Below are 19,737 nucleotides of genomic sequence, written 5' to 3'. Positions count from 1 at the left end.
GCGTGATGTCATCCTGCCACGCCCCGGATCGTGCGGCGCGGCGAGAGAGGCGGCGCCCCGTCAGGACGGCAACGCGCCACCGCTCTCCCGCAGGACGGTCAGCTGATCCGCCGTGCACGACGGTGCGATCTCGGTGATCTCGTCGGCCGTGAACGCCCCCGCGGCGACACCCCGATGCAGGACCGAGGCCAGCGACAGCGCCGTGGCCGGCTCGTCGATCACGTCACCGGACCGTCGGCCCAGATAGGCCCCGAGGCGTCTGGCCGCGGTGGGCATCGCGGAGCGGAAGAAGCCGATGACCGCCGCCCACCGGGTGACCAGATGTCCGGGGTGCATATCCCACCCCTGGTAGAAGCCTCGTTCCAGGGACCGCAGGACGAGAGCATGATGGCGCCGCAGCGCCGACCGGATCTGGTCGGGCGTGCCCACCGGGACCACCTGTGTGGAACCGTCACTGATCCACACCCCGGTCTGCGCGGCGGCGGCCTGCATCACCGCCTTGGCATGATCGGCAACCGGATGTGCCAACGACTGCTGCGCCGAGACGATGCCGCACGCAGCGCTGTAGTCGTAGGTCCCGTAATGCAGTCCGGTGAGTCGCGGCCTCCCGCGATGAATCGCCTCTGCCAGGGTCGCTCGGCCATCTGGCCCGAGCACCGCTTGCGGGATCTCGATCTGCAATTCGAACCGCAACTGCCCCTCGCCGAGACCGTGCGCACGTTCGAAGCCCTCGCACAGCAGGTTGACCGCGTCGACCTGCCGGACGTCACGCAGCTTGGGGATCGTGAAGACGAACCCGTCCGGGATGCCGCCGGCGCCGTCGAGCACGAGTTCCAGCGTGCGTAATCCGCGGTCGCGCTCTCGATCGCCGAGCCCCTTCGCGCGGACACCCGCACTACGGGGCGCATGGGGCCGCATCTGTGTCCACGCGGCGAGGATCTCGCCGGCTCGTCGGGCATCCGCGTCCTCGACGGAGTCGGGACGCCATCCGTAACCGTCCTCGAGGTCGATCCGGAGGTCTTCGATAGGATTGTCCTGCAGTCGTTTTCGCGCCAGATCCGCGACCACTGTGTCGCCGCCTGCCAAGTCGACGACGATGTCGCGCGTGCCCTCGGCGATCTCGCCGGCCCGCTCCCCCCACGACGCGGGCGTGTCGACGACGACATCTGCGGCACCGAGGTAGACGGTGTGGACCGGTTGAGCCACCAGACGGTCACCGGGAAACCACGAGGCCAGATCCTCGTCGACCGGGCGCAGGATCTCCTCGAGACGATGCCGCACGTCGGCCGGCAGCCGCTGATCGGTCATGCGCCCGCCGGGATGCCGGGAACCTCGACCCCTTCCGGGAGTTCGATGTTCTGTAGTCGCACCTGCGAGGTGGCCACGAGGCGACCCTGATCGTCGGTCATGGTCACCCGCCAGAGCTGTTGACGACGTCCACGGTGGATCGGCGACGACTCGACGGTGACCACCCCCGAACTCACCGACTTGATGAAGTCGGTGTTGTTGTTGACACCAACCGCGGTACCCCCGATGCCGGTGGCCTGCAGCCAGGTGAACGCGCTGACACTTGCCACGCTCTCGGCGACCGCGCAGTAGACACCGCCGTGCACGATCCCGAACGGCTGGTGATGCTTGTCGCCGAGTTCGAGCACGCCGACGACGCGGTCGCGCGCGACCTCCTCCAGACGAAGGCCCAGCGAGGTGTCGAAACCGCGGCCGAAGGTGTTCTTGATCAACTGTTCGTTCTCAGCGCTCATACCCAAGAGATTCGCACGAGACGACCGTGCGGGCGCGGGAAGGTCTCGTCCACGAGCCGCCGTCTGCCGTGACCGCACGGAGCACGATCCGGGCCCGAGGAACCGATAGGCCCCACGCTGCGTTGACAGCGTGGGGCCTATCGCGGCGTGGACCGGGGGTCTCTGCAGCCCTCAGGACTCTCGCTCGGTCCGACGTGAGACTCAATGTAGGGTAGCCTTACCAATGTTGTCAAGGGGTTGAGCGAAACGGGTGTGACCAGGCACGGACACACAGGTGACGTCCCAGTGGGCGGACAGGAGAAGCCGAAGTAAAATGAGAAGAATGAACGGACTGGGCGACCTCGAGCGCGCCGTCATGGACACCCTGTGGTCAAGCCCGACGCCGCAGACGGTTCGACAGGTACACGAGTCGCTCTCTCGTGATCGTTCGCTGGCGTATACCACCGTGATGACCGTGCTCCAGCGTCTCGCCAAGAAGAACCTGGTCACCCAGATCCGCGACGATCGTGCGCACAAGTACCAGCCGACGCACCCGCGGGAGGACCTGGTGGCGAGCCTCATGGTCGACGCACTGTCGGAGGCGGAAGCCCCCGGATCGCGACATGCGGCCCTCGTCTCCTTCGTCGGCCGGGTCGGGGCCGATGAGGCCGCGGCCCTGCGGCACGCGCTCGATGAACTCGAAGCTGTCCGAGGAACCGGGAAAACAGGATAGATTCGGCCACACGCCACAGCGACTCCACACAGCCCACGCAAGGACCGTTCCGATGACTGCGCTCTTCTTCGGCATCCTGACCCTGGTGCTCGTCGGCCCCGCCGCGGAGGCTCTGTCCCGCGCGTCCTGGCCGGTCAAGGCACCTCGGGCAGCGATGACGCTGTGGCAGGCCATCGCACTGGCCGGCGTGTTGTCCGCGTTCAGCTGCGGCCTCGCCATCGCCGCGAATCTGCTGACCCCGGGACCGGACGGCGCCCCGACGACGAACCCGTTCGACGAGATCGACCGACTCGGCCTGCCGTTGTGGCTGACCCTCGTGGGCGTCTTCGCCCTGACCCTGATGGTCGGCGCGCGACTGATGTACACCGTCATCCGGGTCGGCGTCCGCACACGTGCCCGGCGGTACGCCCATCGCCAGCTGATCGACATCCTGGATCGCTGCGATCGCAGCGACGCGTCCCATCCCCTGTTCGCCAGCGACGTCCGCATGATCGACGTCGAGCAGCCGCTCGCCTACTGCCTGCCCGGCCTGCGGCAGCGCGTGGTCGTCAGCGAAGGAGTCGTCGCGCGACTCTCCCGCGATGAGCTGACCGCAGTCCTGACCCATGAGCGTGCGCATCTGCGCGCACGCCACGACCTCGTGCTCGAGGCCTTCATCGCCGTACACGAGGCCTTCCCCGTGTCGTGCGGAGCAGCTCCGCGCTCGGGGCGGTGGAGCTGCTGGTGGAGGCGCTCGCCGACGACCAGGCTGTGCGTGCCACTGCCCCCACCACGCTCGGACGCGCACTCGTCGCGTGCGCCGACGCCGTGGCACCACGCGGCGCTATGGCGGTGGGCGGCCCCACGACCCTGGCCAGGATCCAGCGGCTCCGCGACGAACGGCCCACCCGACTGCTCGCGATGTCGGCCTACACCGCCGCCGCGGCGATCCTGGTTGTTCCGACACTGGCGGTGGCGATCCCATGGCTCACCGAACTGAGCCGACTGATCGCGACCGCGTGAGTCACACCACCCTCCCGCTCGTGGCGCGATCCCGGAGGCAATAGGCTTGAGGCCATGACAACTGCCGCTGAATCCAATCGGCCCGCCAGCCCCGATTCCTCCAACTCGGCCAAGGCACAGATCGGTGTCACCGGTCTGGCCGTCATGGGTTCCAACATCGCCCGCAACTTCGCCCACCACGGCTACACGGTCGCGCTGCACAACCGCAGCATCGCCAAGACCGATGCCCTGATCTCCGAACACGGCTCGGAGGGATCGTTCATCCGGACCGAGTCCATGGAGGAGTTCGTCGCCGCACTCGAGCGACCGCGCCGGGTCCTGATCATGGTGAAAGCCGGTGACCCCACCGACGCCGTCATCGAGGAGCTGGCCGGCCTCATGGAAGAGGGCGACATCATCATCGACGGCGGCAACTCCCTCTACACCGACACCATCCGCCGCGAGGCCGCGATGTCCGAGCGTGGACTCAACTTCGTCGGCGCCGGGATCTCCGGTGGTGAGGAGGGCGCGCTCAACGGCCCGTCGATCATGCCGGGCGGACCCGTCGAGTCCTACAAGTCCTTGGGGCCGATGCTCGAATCGATCTCGGCACAGGTCGACGGCGAACCGTGCTGCACCCACATCGGCCCCGACGGCAGCGGCCATTTCGTCAAGATGGTCCACAACGGCATCGAATACGCCGACATGCAGCTGATCGGCGAGGCCTACGACCTCATGCGCAAGGCGCTCGACATGCCGGTCTCCGACATCGCCGACGTCTTCCGCGAGTGGAACTCCGGTGACCTCGACAGCTACCTGGTGGAGATCACCGCAGAAGTGCTCTCGCAAAACGATGCAGAGACGGGCAAGCCCCTCGTCGACGTGATCGTCGATGCCGCCGGCCAGAAGGGCACCGGGCGCTGGACCGTCAAATCTGCTCTCGACCTGGGTATCCCGACCACCGGCATCGCCGAGGCCGTCTTCGCCCGCGCGCTGTCGAGTGCCACCGACCAGCGCAAGCAGGCTCACGGCCTCGAAGCGGGGACCCTGGCTGCGGCGCCGACCGATACCAAGACATTCATCGACGACATCAACAAGGCGCTCTATGCCTCCAAGGTCGTCGCCTACGCGCAGGGGTTCGACCAGATCGCCGCCGGCAGCGCCGAGTACGGCTGGGATGTCCACCCCGGTGACCTCGCGACCATCTGGCGCGGTGGGTGCATCATCCGCGCCAAGTTCCTCAACCGCATCCGCGACGCGTATGCCGAGAACCCGGAGCTGCCGAGCCTGCTGCTCGCGCCCTATTTCCGGAATGCGGTCGAGAATGCGGTGGACAGCTGGCGCCGGGTCGTCTCGACGGCGACCCTGATGGGCATCCCGGTGCCCGCGTTCGCCTCCTCGCTGTCGTACTACGACGCGTTGCGTGCCGAACGTCTGCCGGCTGCACTGACCCAGGGCCTGCGCGACTTCTTCGGTGCGCACACCTACCAGCGCGTCGACAAGCCCGGCACCTTCCACACACTGTGGAGCGGTGACCGGACCGAAGTGTCGGAATAGAATCGGCCGGGGGCGAAGGGAGTCCGCAACCAACCGTGCGATTTGTCGAGGGCCATCGGCCCACCCACGACCTGACCTACGACGATCTGTTCATCGTCCCGAACCGGTCTGATGTCGCTTCGCGATTCGACGTGGACATCTCGACCGTCGACGGGAGCGGCACGACGATCCCGATCGTGGTCGCCAACATGACGGCGGTCGCGGGCAAGAGGATGGCCGAGACCGTGGCCCGACGTGGCGGATTGGTGGTGTTGCCGCAGGATCTCCCGATCCCCGCGGTCGCCGAATCGATCGCGTACGTCAAGTCCCGGCACCTGGTCGCCGACACCCCCGTCACGCTGACCGCCGACGACTCGGTGTCCGATGCGCTCGCGCTGATCCCCAAACGGGCGCACGGCGCGGCGGTCGTCGTCGAGGACGGCCGACCCATCGGCGTCGTCACCGAAAAGCGTTGCCGCGACGTCGATCGCTTCGCCCGCGTGCGCGAGGTTCTCGATCCGGACATCGTCACGCTCCCGGTCGACACCGCGTCCCGTGACGTCTTCGATCGGCTCGACGACCAGCATCTCGGTCTTGCCGTTCTCGTCGACGACGAGGGCAGGCTCGCCGGTGTGCTGTCGCGGGTCGGCGCGCTCCGTCATGGCGTGTACCAGCCGAATGTCGATGCCGACGGCAGGCTGCGGATCGCAGCCGCCGTCGGTATCAACGGTGACGTGGTCGGCAAGGCCAAGGCGCTGGCGGCAGCGGGTGCGGATCTGCTCGTGATCGACACGGCGCACGGACACCAGGAGAAGATGCTCACCGCCCTGGAAGCCGTCGCCCAGTCGGACCCGGGCGTGCCGATCGCCGCCGGCAACGTCGTGTCGGCGCAGGGAGCCACCGATCTCATCGACGCCGGTGCGTCGATCATCAAGGTCGGCGTCGGACCGGGCGCGATGTGCACCACGAGGATGATGACCGGGGTGGGCCGTCCCCAGTTCTCCGCGGTCGCCGAATGTGCCGAGGTGGCCGGACGGCACGGCGCCCACGTGTGGGCCGACGGCGGGGTCCGCCACCCCCGCGACGTCGCACTGGCGCTCGCGGCGGGGGCCTCGAACGTGATGATCGGGTCATGGTTCGCCGGCACGTACGAGTCACCCGGCGACCTGCAGGAAGATTCGGTCGGGCCGTACAAGGTCAGTTTCGGCATGGCCTCCAAGCGGGCCGTCGCCGCCCGGTCGGCCAAGGACGGCGCCTATGATCGTGCGCGCAAGTCGCTGTTCGAGGAAGGCATCTCGAGCTCCAGGATTCGCCTCGACCCCGAGCATCCCAGCGTGGAGGACCTGATCGACCAGATCTGTTCGGGAGTGCGCAGCACCGCCACGTACACCGGCGCGCGGACCCTCGCCGAGCTACACGAAAAGGTGGTTCTCGGAATCCAGTCCGCCGCCGGATTCGCCGAGGGACGCCCGCTTCCCGGCGGGTGGTGAGGGTGGAGACAGCCCTCCTCGTCGCGGGCCTCGTCGGCTTCGTCGCACTCACCCTCGGCACGGCGTTGTTCGTCGCGGCGGAGTTCTCGCTCACGGCGCTCGAACGTTCCACCATCTCCGACGATGTCGCCACCAACGGAGATCGGCGATCTCGACTGGTCCAGCGCGCACACTCGACCTTGTCCTTCCAGTTGTCCGGTGCGCAACTCGGGATCACCATCACGACGTTGATCACCGGCTACATCGCCGAGCCGGTGTTGGCACGGATCTTCACCCCGGCCCTGACCGGGGTGGGTGTGAGTGACTCCGTGGCGTCCGGGATCTCGCTGGCCCTGGCGCTGATCATCGCCACCTCGCTGTCGATGGTGTTGGGCGAACTGATCCCGAAGAACCTGGCCATCGCCCGATCGCTCGCCGTCGCCCGCGCGACGTCGGGCCCGATGACCGTGTTCTCGGCAGCCTTTCGATGGGCCATCAACGGACTCAACGGTTCGGCCAACTGGATCGTGCGCCGCCTCGGCATCGAACCGGCCGAAGAACTGCGGTCGGCCCGATCCCCCCAGGAACTCGTGTCGCTGGTGCGTAATTCGGCCCGTCAGGGCTCGATCGACGAGGACACCGCGGCACTCGTCGACCGTTCGCTCAAGTTCGGTGAGCTCAGTGCCGAGGATCTGATGACCCCGCGGGTGACGGTCGACTGCCTCGACCGCGAGGACACCATCCGCGACCTGGTGATGGCGTCGTCGCGCACCGGACACTCTCGCTTTCCGGTCGTGATCGACGGTGACCTCGACGATCTGGTGGGCGTCGTGCACATCAAACAGGCCTTCACCGTCCCACCTGAACAGGCGGCCGAGACGACGGTCGCGTCCATCGCGCGGCCGGTTCCCCGCGTCCCGAACAGCCTCGACGGCGACGCACTGATGGAACGCATCCGCGCCGACGGCATGGAACTGTGCGTGGTGATCGACGAGTACGGCGGCACCGCCGGCATCGTCACGACCGAGGACCTGATCGAGGAGATCCTCGGCGACGTGACCGATGAGCACGACCACGAACGCGCCGACGTCGCCGTCGACGGCGACGGGTTCCTGTGCTCCGGGTTGCTCCGCATCGACGAGCTGACCGAAGCCACCGGATACCGGGCACCCGAAGGCTCCTACGACACCCTGGGCGGACTGGTGATGTTCTGCCTCGGACGGATACCCGAGGTCGGCGATGCGGTCGATCTACCCAGCCGGTCCATGACCCGCGACGACGACGAGGACGATGAAGTCGAGCCGCTGCCGGGTGCCGAGGTCACGTGGCGGGCGACCGTGACGCAGATGGACGGCCGCCGAATCGATGTCGTCTCGTTGCGCCCGGTCCACGACGACCTCGCCGCCGGCAGCGACGCAACCCATCGGGGCACGACGTGAACGACATCTGGGCGGTTCTCCTCACGCTGGTGCTGCTCGGCGGCAACGCGTTCTTCGTCGGCGCCGAGTTCTCGCTCATCTCCGCGCGCCGCGACCGCCTCGAAGCACTCGACGACAGCGGGAAGAAGCGCGCCCGGACGGTGATCCGGGCCGGTGAGCGGCTGTCGCTGATGTTGGCCGGTGCCCAACTGGGCATCACCATCTGTTCGATCCTCCTGGGCCGGGTCGGCGAGCCCGCGGTGGCGCATCTGATCGAGAAACCCCTTCACCTCGCTCACGTGCCCGAAGCCCTGCTCCACCCGATCTCGTTCGCCGTCGCTCTGTCGCTCGTGGTGGTCCTGCACATCCTCATCGGCGAGATGGTGCCCAAGAACATCGCGCTGGCCGGCCCGGAGAAGTCGGCGATGCTGCTCGTCCCCGCGCACCTCGCATTCATCCGGATGGTGCGCCCGCTGATCGCGTTCTACAACTGGCTGGCCAACTCGGCGCTGCGCCTGATGCGTGTGCAACCCAAGGACGAACTCGACTCGGCGGTCTCCACCGGCGAACTGGCGCAGATGCTCGGCGAGTCGAAGCAGGAGGGTCTCATCGACGCCGAGGAGCACGCGCGGCTGACCCGAGCGCTGCAATCGGTGAGCCGCACCGTGAGCGAGGTGATGATCCCCCTCGAACAGATGCACAGCGTCGGCGTCGAGGTCGACTCCGAGACCGGCGGCGCCGGGCCGACGCTCGGGCGGTGGAGCACGCGGTCAGCGACACCGGGTTCTCGCGTTTCCCGGTGCGCGGTCCCGACGGGACGTTCACCGGCTATCTCCACCTCAAGGACGTGCTCGACGAGATACTCGACGAGCGGATCGGTCCGGACACGATCATCGGCATCGACAAGATCCGTCCACTGCCGGTGATCGCATCGACCACCCCGCTGGACGAGGCGACCGCGGCGCTGCGACGCACCAGCGCCCACATCGGTGCGGTGGTCGACGACTCCGGCCGAACAGTCGGCATCGTGGCCCTCGCCGATCTCGTCGAGGAGTTCGTCGGCAACGTCCGTGACGAAACCCATCGGGTGTGACGCGGTGACGTCGACCGAGATCCAGCCCTCCACGGGCCCGCGGCTGACCTCGACGGAGTGGCGCGCCGTGCGCGACGACCATCGTGCCGAGGTCGACGAGCTCATCGGACCGTATCTACGGGCTCGCAAGAACGGTGTGAAACACCCCGTCATCGACTTCCTGTTCACCTACTACTCATCGCGTCCCGCCCACGTCACCAGATGGCACCCGGGTTTCGGCGTGCTCCTCGAGGACGCAGACGAGTTCGACGGGCTGCGCGGTTACCGTCGCGTCGGTGACACGGTGACCGTCGACCCGCGTTTTCTCCGTGACCGGGCAGGCGCCGTCGGGGCCACCGCGGCCCTCCTGCGCGCGACCGCCTCCCGTCCTGCACGCCTCGGCTGCTTCGGCCTGCACGAATGGGCGATGGTCTACCGCACCACCGAGACCCGTCACGACGCGCCACTGCGTCTCGGCCATGCGGGTACCGACGCCGTCGTGGAAGAGATGCCGCTGCGCTGTACGCATTTCGACGCATTCCGCTTCTTCACGCCGGCGGCACGGCCCCGCAACGAGGCCGAACTGTCCCGAGACCGGCAGGAGCGCGACGAGCAACCCGGATGTCTACACACGGCGATGGACCTCTACCGCGCGTGTTTCACGCTGGCACCGCTGATCGGCTCCGAGCACACGCTCGCATGCTTCGGACTGGCGCTACGCGCTCGCGAGCTCGACATGCGTGCAAGCCCGTACGACCTCACCGACCTCGGCTACGACCCCGTTCCGGTCGAGACCCCGGCCGGCCGCGCCCAGTACGTGCGTGAGCAGTCGGCCATCGCCGAGGAAGCCGCGGGGTTGCGCGCCGCGCTCATAGACCGCTGCAGCGACCTACTCGCACTTGCGGACCCATTGTGAGCTCCGTCAACTGACCGCTCATCGGTCTCGGACCTGCCCGGATACCCGGTGTCGCGGCAGATTACCGGCGAGTAGCATGAACGTGTCGATTTACCGCTGGAGAAAGGCTGTCATGTCTGACCGGATCAACGTCAACGGGCTGCAGGTCGCGTCTGTCCTGCACGACTTCATCAACAACGAGGCGTTGCCCGGCACCGGTGTAGACCCCGACGCCTTCTGGACAGGTGCTGCCACGGTGATCACCGACCTGGCGCCCCGCAACCGTGAACTCCTGGCGGTCCGGGACGAACTGCAGTCGAAGATCGATCAGTGGCATCGCGATCACCCCGCGACGGCGGGCGAGCTGGACTTCGACGCCTACAAGTCGTTCCTCACCGAGATCGGTTACCTCGTCGATCAGCCCGCCGATTTCCAGATCGGTACCGAGAACGTCGACCGAGAGATCGCCGAAACCGCCGGCCCACAGCTGGTGGTCCCGATCCTCAACGCGCGCTTCGCACTCAACGCATCCAACGCCCGCTGGGGTTCGCTGTACGACGCTCTGTACGGCACCGACGCCATCCCCGAGACCGATGGCGCCGAGAAAGGGTCGTCGTACAACAAGGTCCGCGGCGACAAGGTCATCGCGTATGCGAAGGACTTCCTGGACAAGGCGGTCCCACTCGAGCAGTGCAGCTACACCGACGTGACGAAGTTCGCGGTCGTCGACGCCGCTGTGCAGGTCACCCTCGCCGACGGCAAGACCTCCTCCCTGGCGGATCCGTCGGCGTTCGCGGGCTACCGCGGCGAGCCCGGCGCCCCGACGTCGATCCTGTTGCGCAACAACGGTCTCTACCTCGACATCGAGATCGATCCGTCGTCGCCGATCGGGCAGACCGACCCGGCTGGCGTCAAGGACGTCGTGGTCGAGTCCGCGATCACCACCATCATGGACTTCGAGGACTCGGTCGCCGCCGTCGACGCCGACGACAAGGTGCTCGGTTACCGGAACTGGTTGGGACTCAACAAGGGTGACCTCGCCGAAGAGGTCGCGAAGGGCGGCACCACCTTCACCCGGGTGCTCAACGGAAACCGTGATTACCATGCCCCCGACGGTTCGACATTCGACCTGCACGGCCGCTCTCTGCTCTTTGTCCGCAACGTCGGACACCTCATGACCAACAGCGCCATCCTCGACGCCGACGGCAACGAGGTCCCCGAAGGCATCCTCGACGGACTGTTCACCTCGCTGATCGGCATCCACGGCATGAGCGGCGCCGGGAGCGAAGCGAACGGGCCGAAGGGTTCGGTGGCGCAAGGGCACCAGAACTCCCGCACCGGATCGATCTACATCGTGAAGCCCAAGATGCACGGTCCCGACGAGGTCGCGTTCACCGTCGAGCTGTTCGACCGTGTCGAAAAGGTGCTCGGTCTCCCGGAGAACACCCTCAAGGTCGGCATCATGGATGAGGAACGCCGCACCACGGTGAACCTCAAGGCCTGCATCAAGGCCGCCCAGGACCGGGTCGTGTTCATCAACACCGGGTTCCTCGATCGCACCGGCGACGAGATCCACACCTCGATGGAGGCCGGGGCGATGATCCGCAAGGGTGAGATGAAGCAGCAGACCTGGATCAAGGCCTACGAGGACTTCAACGTCGACACCGGATTGCACGCCGGACTGCAGCACAAGGCACAGATCGGCAAGGGCATGTGGGCCATGCCCGATCTGATGCACGACATGCTGGAGCAGAAGATCGGCCATCCGAAGGCCGGCGCCACCACCGCATGGGTGCCGTCGCCCACCGCCGCGACATTGCACGCGCTGCACTACCACCTCGTCGACGTCTTCGAGCGCCAGGACGAGATCGCCAAGCGGGATCCCGCGTCGGTCGACGACATCCTGACGATCCCGCTCGCGCCGACCACCGACTGGTCGGAGGACGAGAAGAAGGAAGAACTGGACAACAACTGCCAGTCCATCCTCGGCTATGTGGTCCGCTGGATCGATCAGGGCGTCGGCTGCTCCAAGGTGCCCGACATCCACGACATCGCATTGATGGAAGACCGTGCGACCCTTCGGATCTCGAGCCAACTGCTGGCCAACTGGCTGCACCACGGCATCGTGACCGAAGCCGACATCGTGGCCTCGCTCGAGCGGATGGCCCCGGTGGTCGACCGGCAGAACGCCGGGGATGCCACATATCGCCCCCTGGCACCCGACTTCGGGTCCAACATCGCCTTCCAGGCGGCCAAGGAACTGATCCTCGACGGTGCGAAGCAGCCGAGTGGCTACACCGAGCCGATCCTGCATCGCAAGCGGCGCGAGTTCAAGGCCGCAAACGCCTGACCGGCAGGCTGCCGAGCGTCCGCGCAGCCCCCGCCATGGTGTCAGCACTGCGATCTCCGCTATCGTCGTCCGTTGTCACCCCGGTCAAACCTGACCGGGGTCGGCGTCGGCCCGACGAGCGGAAGGCAGGGGGGCTTGGCACACCATCGAAGTACTGACGGTCGCGCGGGGGTACGCGGTCGCGGTGTCAGTCGTGGCCTCGTCGGTTCCCTGCTGTCCATCATCCTGGTCGCCGCTCTCGTCCTGCTCTGGACTCAGCTCGGCGATCGGATCGACCGACAGGGCGATCAGGCCGCGGCGAACTGCGTCGAGGGCACGACGAAGGTCCCGGTGATCGTCGATCCGGACATCGCCGGCCCGTTGAAATCACTCGCGCAGGACTATGCCAAGACGCGGCCGGTGGTCCGGGACCACTGCGTGAGCATCGAGGTCCGGCCGGCCGATGCCAAGGTCACCCTCGACGGCCTGGCCGGCACCTGGGACCCGGCGGCACTGGGCGCCTATCCGGCCGCGTGGGTACCACAATCGTCGATCTGGACCGCCGACCTGTCGGCCGCCAAACCCGACGCGATCGACGGCAAACCCGCATCGCTGGTGACCTCTCCCGTCGTCCTCGCCACGGCACCCGCACTGGCCAAGGCCCTCGACGGCGAACTCGACTGGCGGCAATTGCCCACCCTGCAGAAGCGAAGCGGAAGTCTGGGCGACTACGGCCTGGGCAGTTGGGGATCGATACGCCTCGCGATGCCCACCGGCGCGCAGTCCGATGCCACCGCACTGTCGGCGCAGGCCGTCGCCATGCAGGTGACGCGGACGACCGGGGCGCTCACCGAGCAGGATGCGAGCTCCCCGCGCGTGGCGTCGAGTGTCGATGCGATGCTGACGGGTGCGCCGCAGTCACCGGACGGCACCGCCGCCGGCGCGGCCAGGGCGATCGCCGACGCCGACGACCCCGCGAACTCCGAGATCCACGCGGTCCCGATCACCGAGCAGGCGCTGTTCCAGCTGACCCGCGCGGACTCCTCGGCACGACTGTCCGAAGTGGTGCCGGGTGGGCCGACCCCCATCGCCGACTATCCGATCGTCCGCATGGCAGGTTCCCAGGTTGCGCCGGAGCAGACCGATGCGGTGTCCGAGTTCTTCGAGTTCGTCAGCAAGCCGGACCAGCTCGGCAAACTCACCGCACTCGGATTCCGTGGCGACGCCCCGATGCCGGAGCCGAACGCGACGGTGACGTTTCCGATCACCGACAATCCCATGCCGACCCCGAGAACGCCGCCACCGTCACCATCAATCGTCTGGTCTACGGTCCCGACAGCGGGCCCGGGGCCGGCGGGAACTGAATCAGCTCCGGGGCGACTCCCCGGTCTCAGCTGCTGAACGCCTCGATCGGCGGGCAGCTGCACATGAGATTCCGGTCGCCGAAGGCGTTGTCGATCCGCCGCACGGCGGGCCATACCTTCGCCCGCGCGCCGGCCGACGGAAGTCCCAGCGGGTAGACCGCGAGTTCCCGCGAGTACGGGTGATCCCACTCCCCGACCAACGCCTCGGCGGTGTGCGGGGCGCCCCGCAGCGGATTGTCGTCGACAGGCCATTCTCCGGAGCCCACCAGGTCGATCTCACCGCGGATGGCGATCATCGCCTCACAGAACGCGTCGAGTTCGTCGAGATTCTCGCTCTCAGTGGGTTCCACCATCAATGTCCCGGCGACCGGGAAGCTCATCGTCGGTGCGTGGAAACCGTAGTCGGCCAGGCGCTTCGCCACGTCATCGACCGTCACGCCGGTGGCCTTGGTGAGCGGACGCAGGTCGAGGATGCACTCGTGCGCGACGAAGCCGCCGTCGATGCCACCCGTCGACCCGGTCGCCTCGCCGGTGTAGAGCACCGGGAAGTGATCGCCGAGCCGCCGTGCGATGTAGTTCGCGGAGGCGATGGCGGTGAGCGTCGCGCGACGCAGCCCGTCGGCACCCATCATCGCGATGTAGGCATAGGTGATGGGCAGGATCGACGCCGAGCCATACGGCGCCGCGGAGATCGTGCCGTCTGCGGGCAGGTCGTCGGCCAGCGGATGCCCCGGCAGGAACGGCGCGAGATGCTCGCGGACCGCAACCGGTCCGACGCCCGGGCCGCCACCGCCATGCGGGATACAGAAGGTCTTGTGCAGGTTCAGGTGACTCACGTCGCCGCCGAAGCGCCCGGGGCGCGCCACCCCCACCAGGGCGTTCAGATTCGCGCCGTCGACGTAGACCTGCCCGCCCGCATCATGGACCGCTGCGCAGATGTCCTCGATGTCGTGTTCGAAGACGCCGTGCGTGGAGGGATAGGTGATCATGATCGCCGCCAGGGCGTCGCGGTGCGTGTCGATCTTGGCCCGAAGGTCGTCGACGTCGACATCACCGTTCTCCCGGCATGCCACCACCACCACGCGCAGCCCCGCCATCACCGCGGACGCGGCGTTGGTGCCGTGGGCACTCGACGGGATCAGACAGACCGTGCGCGCGGCGTCGCCACGACTGCGGTGATAGCGGCGGATCGCGAGCAGACCCGCGTACTCCCCCTGGGAACCGGCGTTCGGTTGCACACTGACCCGGTCATAGCCGGTGATGGCGACCAGCCAGTCCTCGAGCGTCGTGATGAGTTCACGGATCCCCAGGGTGTCCGACGCGGGAGCGAACGGGTGCAGTCTCGCGAAACCGGGCCAGGTGATGGGCTCCATCTCGGCGGTCGCATTGAGTTTCATGGTGCACGACCCCAACGGGATCATGCTGCGGTCGAGGGCGATGTCCTTGTCCGACAACCCTCGTAGATAGCGCAGCATCGCGGTCTCGGTGCGATACCGGTTGAACGCGGGATGTGTCAGGTAGTCGCTCCGGCGGTTCTCGATCGGCTGCGAGAACCCCTTGGGGCTGACCCCGTCGGCACTGAATGCGCGCAGGACCGCTGCGAGGTCGGCGTCCGATGTGGTCTCGTCACAAGCGATGCCGACAGTATCGGCATCTATCCGTCGCAGGTTGATGTTGCCGTCGCGCTTGGCGTTGGCGATCACCGTGTCGGACTGACCGGGCGCCCGCACCACGACGGTGTCGAAGAACGACGCGTGCTCGACCGCGATTCCCGCCGCGGTCAGGCTGTCGGCCAGGAAGGTCGCGGCGGCATGCACTCGGCGTGCAATCGCCCGCAGTCCCTCGGCACCGTGATACGACGCGTACATGGCGGCCACCACGGCAAGAAGCACCTGCGCCGTGCAGATGTTGCTGGTCGCCTTTTCGCGGCGGATGTGCTGCTCACGCGTCTGCAGTGCGAGGCGGTACGCGAGGTTGCCGTCGGCGTCCTTGGAGACACCGACGAGCCGGCCGGGCAGCTGGCGTGCGTGCGCCGCGTGCACCGACAGATAACCTGCGTGCGGGCCGCCGAAACCCATCGGCACGCCGAATCGCTGCGTGGTTCCGAAACACACGTCGGCACCCTGTTCGCCCGGCGGCGTGATGAGGGTCAGCGCGAGCAGATCCGCGCCCACCGAGAACAGGGCGCCCCGCTCATGAGCGGCCGCGATGACCGGCGCCATGTCGATGATGCGGCCGGAGGCACCGGGCACCTGGGCGACGACACCGAAGAACTCACCCTCCGGCAGTCCACAACCCGGCAGATCCGGGTGCAACGATGCCTCTACGACCTCGATACCGAGAGGCTCGGCCCGCGTGTCGAGCACGGCACGGGTCTGCGGGAAGAGGTCCGCGTCCACCACCAGCCTCGGCGACCGCGATTTGCCTGCCCTCCGCATCAACGTCATCGCCTCGGCCGCCGCCGTCGCCTCGTCGAGCATCGAGGCGCCCGCGACCTCCATCGCGGTCAGGTCGGCCACCATCGTCTGGAAGTTCAGGAGCGCCTCCAGCCGTCCCTGGCTGATCTCGGGCTGATACGGCGTGTACGCCGTGTACCAGGCAGGGTTCTCCAGCACGTTCCGAAGGATGACGGGCGGCGTGTACGTGTCGTGATAACCCAATCCGATCATCGAACGCGCGACAACGTTGCGCGCGGCGAGCTCACCGAGCCGTTCCGCGACACCATGTTCGTCGAGGGCCTCGGGCAGCGTGTCCAGCCCGTTGGCGGAGGGATCGTCGGCGATCACCGCAGGAACCACCTGGCGGGCGAGCTCATCGAGCGAAGAGACACCGATCTCGGCGAGCAGACGACTCGTCTCGTCGGCGTCCGGGCCGATGTGACGGTCGACGAAAGCGGCCAGATGGGCAGTGGGATCTGCGGGCATGACAGGTCAACCTCTCGGCGGTCTGCGGCCCTCCCCCTCTGTCATATCCGGAATCCGCAGCACGGATGCCAGACGCCTGAGAGATTCGGACGTCCCGGCGCACCGGAACGACCTTTCACCGTGGGCGGGCCCGGGTCTCCCCGGGTCACTTTCCAGAGACGCCGTCAACACCACGGTCCTGGGTGCCTGAGAGTTTGACGAGGAGGTGTTGCTCCTTCGGCGGCCACCCCAACCCGATCGGTGGCGCTCTCCCGTGACGTCGCGACGCCCAGCCAGTATACGTTGCCGTGCTGTCCTCGCAGCTCGGCCGGGCCGCCCGGGCCGTGGTTCAGCCGGTTCGACGGGTCCGATTCTTACGACGCGCCGCCAACTCGTCTTCGGGAGCGGTCTCGGTCACGCCGCCATCGGCTCGCTCACCCGGGAAATCGGCGATGGTGCCGGTCAATTCGCGCATCGCCCCGCTCACCGCGATACCGAAGACGCCCTGTCCGCCCTGCAGCAGGTCGACGACCTCTTCGGCAGAGGTGCATTCGTAGACGGTCGTCCCATCGGAGAAGAGAGTGATACGCGCGAGATCCTCGACGCCCCGCTTGCGGAGATGGTCGACGGCCACGCGGATGTTCTGCAGGGAGATCCCGGTGTCGAGAAGACGCTTGACGATCTTCAGGACCAGGATGTCCTTGAACGAGTACAACCGCTGACTACCCGAACCGGCGGCGCCTCTGATCGACGGCACCACCAGTGAGGTCCGTGCCCAGTAGTCCAGCTGCCGGTAGGTGATGCCGGCGATCTGGCACGCGCTCGGCACCCGATAGCCGACCAACTCGTCGGGCACGGTGTCGTTCGGGAAAAGGCCCGGGGCGATGTCTTCCAGGCTGCCCTGGGTCGCCGGGGAGGTGCGGGCGTTCTCCGCGGCACCATCCGGTGCCGCATCCGTCGGTGACGTCACTCCGTCGTCGAACGGCTTATCGCCCACTGCAGACTCCCTCGTAACGTCTGGACCGACTCGACAGGCTCCGAACCTCGAAGAGCGGCCTCGAGGACTGCTTCAACAGTACGCGCCTGACAGACGATCGTTCTCCGTCCCCGCCGAAAACGGGCAACGTGTGAACGGTAGGTCGGGCACGAGCCGCAAATCAACGCGACGCGCGGTAGAACCTCGACCTCAACTTGAGATCGAGCAAACGGTGACCCCGCAGTGTCCGTTCTGTGACCAAGAGGGAGTCACGTGCCGCCGCTTGCCTTGAAATCATCCGGCGAGACGTTGTCGAGGAATTCCTTGAACTTCTCCACCTCGTCTTCTTTCGCATCGCCCGGTTCGCCGTCGGAGCCGGTCTCGTCCGGGATCAGCAAACCGGCCTCGGTCAGCACCTCCTCGTCGGCGACGATCGGCACACCGGCCCGCATCGCCACCGCGATCGAATCCGATGGACGCGCCGAGACCCGGAGGTCATCCTCGAAGACCATCTCCGCGTAGAAGGTGCCTTCTTGCATGTCCACGATTCGAACCTCTTTCAAGGTCCGGCCGAACTCGGTGATCAGGTTGACGATCAGATCGTGCGTCAGCGGCCTCGGCGGTTCGATACCCTTCTGCTGCAAGGCAATCGAGGCCGCTTCGCTCTGCCCGATCCAGATCGGCAGATAGCGTTCGCCCTCGACCTCGCGCAGCAGTAGGACCGGCTGGCTCTGTGGCGGCTCGACCCGAATGCCCACGACTCGCATTTCGCCCATCTAGCACCCGCTTCCTCGTGATCGCCAGGACAATGCTCGACGGCCCCGTTCGCCGCGGCCCCGGGCCGTATGTCGATGTCAACGACGCTACACCGCGACGCGCCGACGCGACGGCACTCGCCGGCCGATCAGTCCAGGACGCCTCTGACGGCAGCCTTGACCAACTGCGTGTGCAGGGTCACCGACAGCGCCGCGATCTCCCGAGCAAGTTCTTCGGCCCGATCCCGAGCACCCGTGCCCTTGCCCTTGGCGATCGGATTCGCGATCTGCGCAACCAATCCCGCCTCGCGGTCCGCGGAGACCTTGAAGGCCCGCAGATGACGCGTCTCCACGCCGTAGTTCGCCAGCGCGGCAGCCGCCTCGACCAGACGCACCGCATCCTCGTCGAAGAACCCCGCAGGACCCGCGGTGAGCAGCCCGTTGCGCAGCAACTCCGTCACGAAGGCGGAGTCGACACCGGTGCGCTCGATCAGGGTCTCCCGCGAGACCCGCCCGCCGCGCGAGCCGAAATCGGTCGCAGGTGCGACCGCATTGCGGGCGGCCGACAACAGCCTGGTGCCCCCGGCACCCGCGCCACCGTCACCACGATCGATCGCCTCGAGCTGTTCCTTGATCACCTTGAGCGGCAGATACCGGTCACGCTGGGCCGTCAGGACAAACCTGAGCCGCTCACAGTCGTCGGTACTGAACCGGCGATAGCCCGAGGGTGCCCGCTCAGGCGTGATCAGCCCCTCGGATTCCAGGAAACGGATCTTCGAGATCGTGACATCCGGGAAATCATCACGCAGCAGCGCCAGGACAGAGCCGATCGACATCGACCCTTCTCCGTGTCGACCCGCCGACGACGCGGTCATGGGGTCAGGCGCCCGCTTGGCCGTCGCGCGGACCGCTGAGGAAGACCAGTCGGAACTTGCCGATCTGCACCTCGTCCCCATTGCTGAGCTGCGCGGTGTCGACGGGTTCCCGGTTCACGTAGGTGCCGTTCAGGCTGCCCACGTCCACGACCTGGAATTCGTTGTCGCCAAGGCGGAACTCCGCGTGCCGGCGACTGACCGTCACGTCGTCGAGGAAGATGTCGCTGTCCGGATGCCGACCGGCCGACGTGGTCGCCTGGTCGAGCAGGAATCGCGAACCCGCATTGGGGCCACGCTTGACGACAAGCAACGCCGTGCCGGGCGAGAGCCTCTCCACCCCGGTATCGGCAGGTTCACTCGAGGCGGTCGTTCCGGAATCGAGTTCGGAGATGAACTCCTCCCGGAAAACCGAGGTGGTTTCCACCGGTGCCTCAAGATCCTTGTCGTTTTCGCTCACCACTTCTCCTTCGTCTGTCTCGGTGCCCGTAGGCGTCGTCGCGCCCACACCTACCAGCCCCGAACGGCCACGCGAACCGCGTGACCGGGCTTTCGATGTCGATGCATCTTGTTCTGCCTTCGAACGTCCGGCTCGCCGCGATCATCGGCACTCGAACCGGTTCTGCTGCAGTAAACCGTACCGTGTTGCGGCCGCCACACGGGCGGTCGAGTCGACCAGGACAACGCTGATGATA

The 19,737-nt window shown here is 67.1% G+C and carries 13 protein-coding genes, 3 pseudogenes and 1 riboswitch; of the genes and pseudogenes, 9 read left to right on the top strand and 7 right to left on the bottom strand.

Features of this window, described 5'->3' with window-relative positions:
* Positions 1 to 60: 60 nt before the first annotated feature.
* A complete protein-coding gene (locus GTV32_RS03370; RefSeq protein ID WP_161058934.1) occupies positions 61 to 1,308 on the bottom strand; it encodes an aldolase in 1,248 nt (415 codons plus the stop codon).
* Complete coding sequence (locus GTV32_RS03365) at positions 1,305 to 1,760, bottom strand: PaaI family thioesterase (protein ID WP_161058933.1); 456 nt, start codon at positions 1,758 to 1,760, stop codon at positions 1,305 to 1,307. Before GTV32_RS03365 ends, GTV32_RS03370 begins: the two co-directional genes overlap by 4 nt.
* Before the next feature lie 313 nt (positions 1,761 to 2,073).
* On the opposite strand from GTV32_RS03365, the gene GTV32_RS03360 reads away from it, so the two are divergent.
* From GTV32_RS03360 to GTV32_RS03320, 9 genes and pseudogenes are all read left to right on the top strand, one after another.
* A complete protein-coding gene (locus tag GTV32_RS03360; RefSeq protein WP_161058932.1) occupies positions 2,074 to 2,472 on the top strand; it encodes a BlaI/MecI/CopY family transcriptional regulator in 399 nt (132 codons plus the stop codon).
* A 52-nt stretch (positions 2,473 to 2,524) separates the two neighbouring features.
* Positions 2,525 to 3,474 (top strand): annotated as a pseudogene (locus GTV32_RS03355) (M56 family metallopeptidase).
* A 54-nt stretch (positions 3,475 to 3,528) separates the two neighbouring features.
* On the top strand, positions 3,529 to 5,010 hold the full coding sequence (gndA, locus tag GTV32_RS03350; protein ID WP_161058931.1) for an NADP-dependent phosphogluconate dehydrogenase: 1,482 nt from the start codon (positions 3,529 to 3,531) through the stop codon (positions 5,008 to 5,010).
* Positions 5,011 to 5,045: 35 nt separating this feature from the next.
* Positions 5,046 to 6,479 carry a GuaB1 family IMP dehydrogenase-related protein gene (locus tag GTV32_RS03345; protein WP_161058930.1) on the top strand — a complete coding sequence of 478 codons (1,434 nt, stop codon included), beginning with the start codon at positions 5,046 to 5,048 and terminating at the stop codon, positions 6,477 to 6,479.
* 2 nt (positions 6,480 to 6,481) lie between these two features.
* Positions 6,482 to 7,897 (top strand): hemolysin family protein, encoded by a 1,416-nt coding sequence (locus tag GTV32_RS03340; protein ID WP_161058929.1) that lies wholly within the window; start codon positions 6,482 to 6,484, stop codon positions 7,895 to 7,897.
* Positions 7,894 to 8,969: pseudogene (locus tag GTV32_RS03335) on the top strand (hemolysin family protein). Before GTV32_RS03340 ends, GTV32_RS03335 begins: the two are co-directional and overlap by 4 nt.
* 4 nt (positions 8,970 to 8,973) lie before the next feature.
* Complete coding sequence (locus GTV32_RS03330) at positions 8,974 to 9,864, top strand: 3-methyladenine DNA glycosylase (RefSeq protein WP_343287196.1); 891 nt, start codon at positions 8,974 to 8,976, stop codon at positions 9,862 to 9,864.
* A 112-nt stretch (positions 9,865 to 9,976) separates the two neighbouring features.
* Positions 9,977 to 12,193, top strand: a complete 2,217-nt coding sequence (locus GTV32_RS03325; protein ID WP_161058927.1) for a malate synthase G — start codon at positions 9,977 to 9,979, stop codon at positions 12,191 to 12,193.
* Positions 12,194 to 12,328: 135 nt separating this feature from the next.
* A pseudogene (locus tag GTV32_RS03320) lies at positions 12,329 to 13,536 on the top strand (hypothetical protein).
* 26 nt (positions 13,537 to 13,562) lie between these two features.
* On the opposite strand, the gene gcvP reads toward GTV32_RS03320, so the two are convergent.
* From gcvP to garA, 5 genes are all read right to left on the bottom strand, one after another.
* Complete coding sequence (gcvP, locus tag GTV32_RS03315) at positions 13,563 to 16,460, bottom strand: aminomethyl-transferring glycine dehydrogenase (protein WP_161058926.1); 2,898 nt, start codon at positions 16,458 to 16,460, stop codon at positions 13,563 to 13,565.
* 163 nt (positions 16,461 to 16,623) lie between these two features.
* Positions 16,624 to 16,724: riboswitch (glycine riboswitch) on the bottom strand.
* Between the two features lie 64 nt (positions 16,725 to 16,788).
* On the bottom strand, positions 16,789 to 17,436 hold the full coding sequence (locus GTV32_RS03310; RefSeq protein ID WP_161058925.1) for a MerR family transcriptional regulator: 648 nt from the start codon (positions 17,434 to 17,436) through the stop codon (positions 16,789 to 16,791).
* Between the two features lie 248 nt (positions 17,437 to 17,684).
* Complete coding sequence (locus GTV32_RS03305; protein WP_161058924.1) at positions 17,685 to 18,191, bottom strand: bifunctional nuclease family protein; 507 nt, start codon at positions 18,189 to 18,191, stop codon at positions 17,685 to 17,687.
* Between the two features lie 128 nt (positions 18,192 to 18,319).
* Complete coding sequence (locus tag GTV32_RS03300) at positions 18,320 to 19,006, bottom strand: MerR family transcriptional regulator (protein WP_161058923.1); 687 nt, start codon at positions 19,004 to 19,006, stop codon at positions 18,320 to 18,322.
* Between the two features lie 43 nt (positions 19,007 to 19,049).
* Complete coding sequence (garA, locus tag GTV32_RS03295; RefSeq protein ID WP_161058922.1) at positions 19,050 to 19,505, bottom strand: glycogen accumulation regulator GarA; 456 nt, start codon at positions 19,503 to 19,505, stop codon at positions 19,050 to 19,052.
* Positions 19,506 to 19,737: the final 232 nt, after the last annotated feature.

Origin of the sequence: Gordonia sp. SID5947 (assembly GCF_009862785.1) — a bacterium.
Taxonomy (GTDB): domain Bacteria; phylum Actinomycetota; class Actinomycetes; order Mycobacteriales; family Mycobacteriaceae; genus Gordonia.
This window is presented reverse-complemented; position numbering and strand designations above follow the sequence as displayed.

Excerpts from the sequence above, each read along its gene's own strand:
- GTV32_RS03370 (WP_161058934.1), bottom strand. The coding sequence starts at position 1,308 with ATGACCGATCAGCGGCTGCCGGCCGACGTGCGGCATCGTCTCGAGGAG.
- GTV32_RS03365 (WP_161058933.1), bottom strand. The coding sequence starts at position 1,760 with ATGAGCGCTGAGAACGAACAGTTGATCAAGAACACCTTCGGCCGCGGT.
- GTV32_RS03360 (WP_161058932.1), top strand. The coding sequence starts at position 2,074 with ATGAGAAGAATGAACGGACTGGGCGACCTCGAGCGCGCCGTCATGGAC.
- gndA (WP_161058931.1), top strand. The coding sequence starts at position 3,529 with ATGACAACTGCCGCTGAATCCAATCGGCCCGCCAGCCCCGATTCCTCC.
- GTV32_RS03325 (WP_161058927.1), top strand. The coding sequence starts at position 9,977 with ATGTCTGACCGGATCAACGTCAACGGGCTGCAGGTCGCGTCTGTCCTG.
- gcvP (WP_161058926.1), bottom strand. The coding sequence starts at position 16,460 with ATGCCCGCAGATCCCACTGCCCATCTGGCCGCTTTCGTCGACCGTCAC.
- GTV32_RS03305 (WP_161058924.1), bottom strand. The coding sequence starts at position 18,191 with ATGGGCGAAATGCGAGTCGTGGGCATTCGGGTCGAGCCGCCACAGAGC.
- GTV32_RS03300 (WP_161058923.1), bottom strand. The coding sequence starts at position 19,006 with ATGTCGATCGGCTCTGTCCTGGCGCTGCTGCGTGATGATTTCCCGGAT.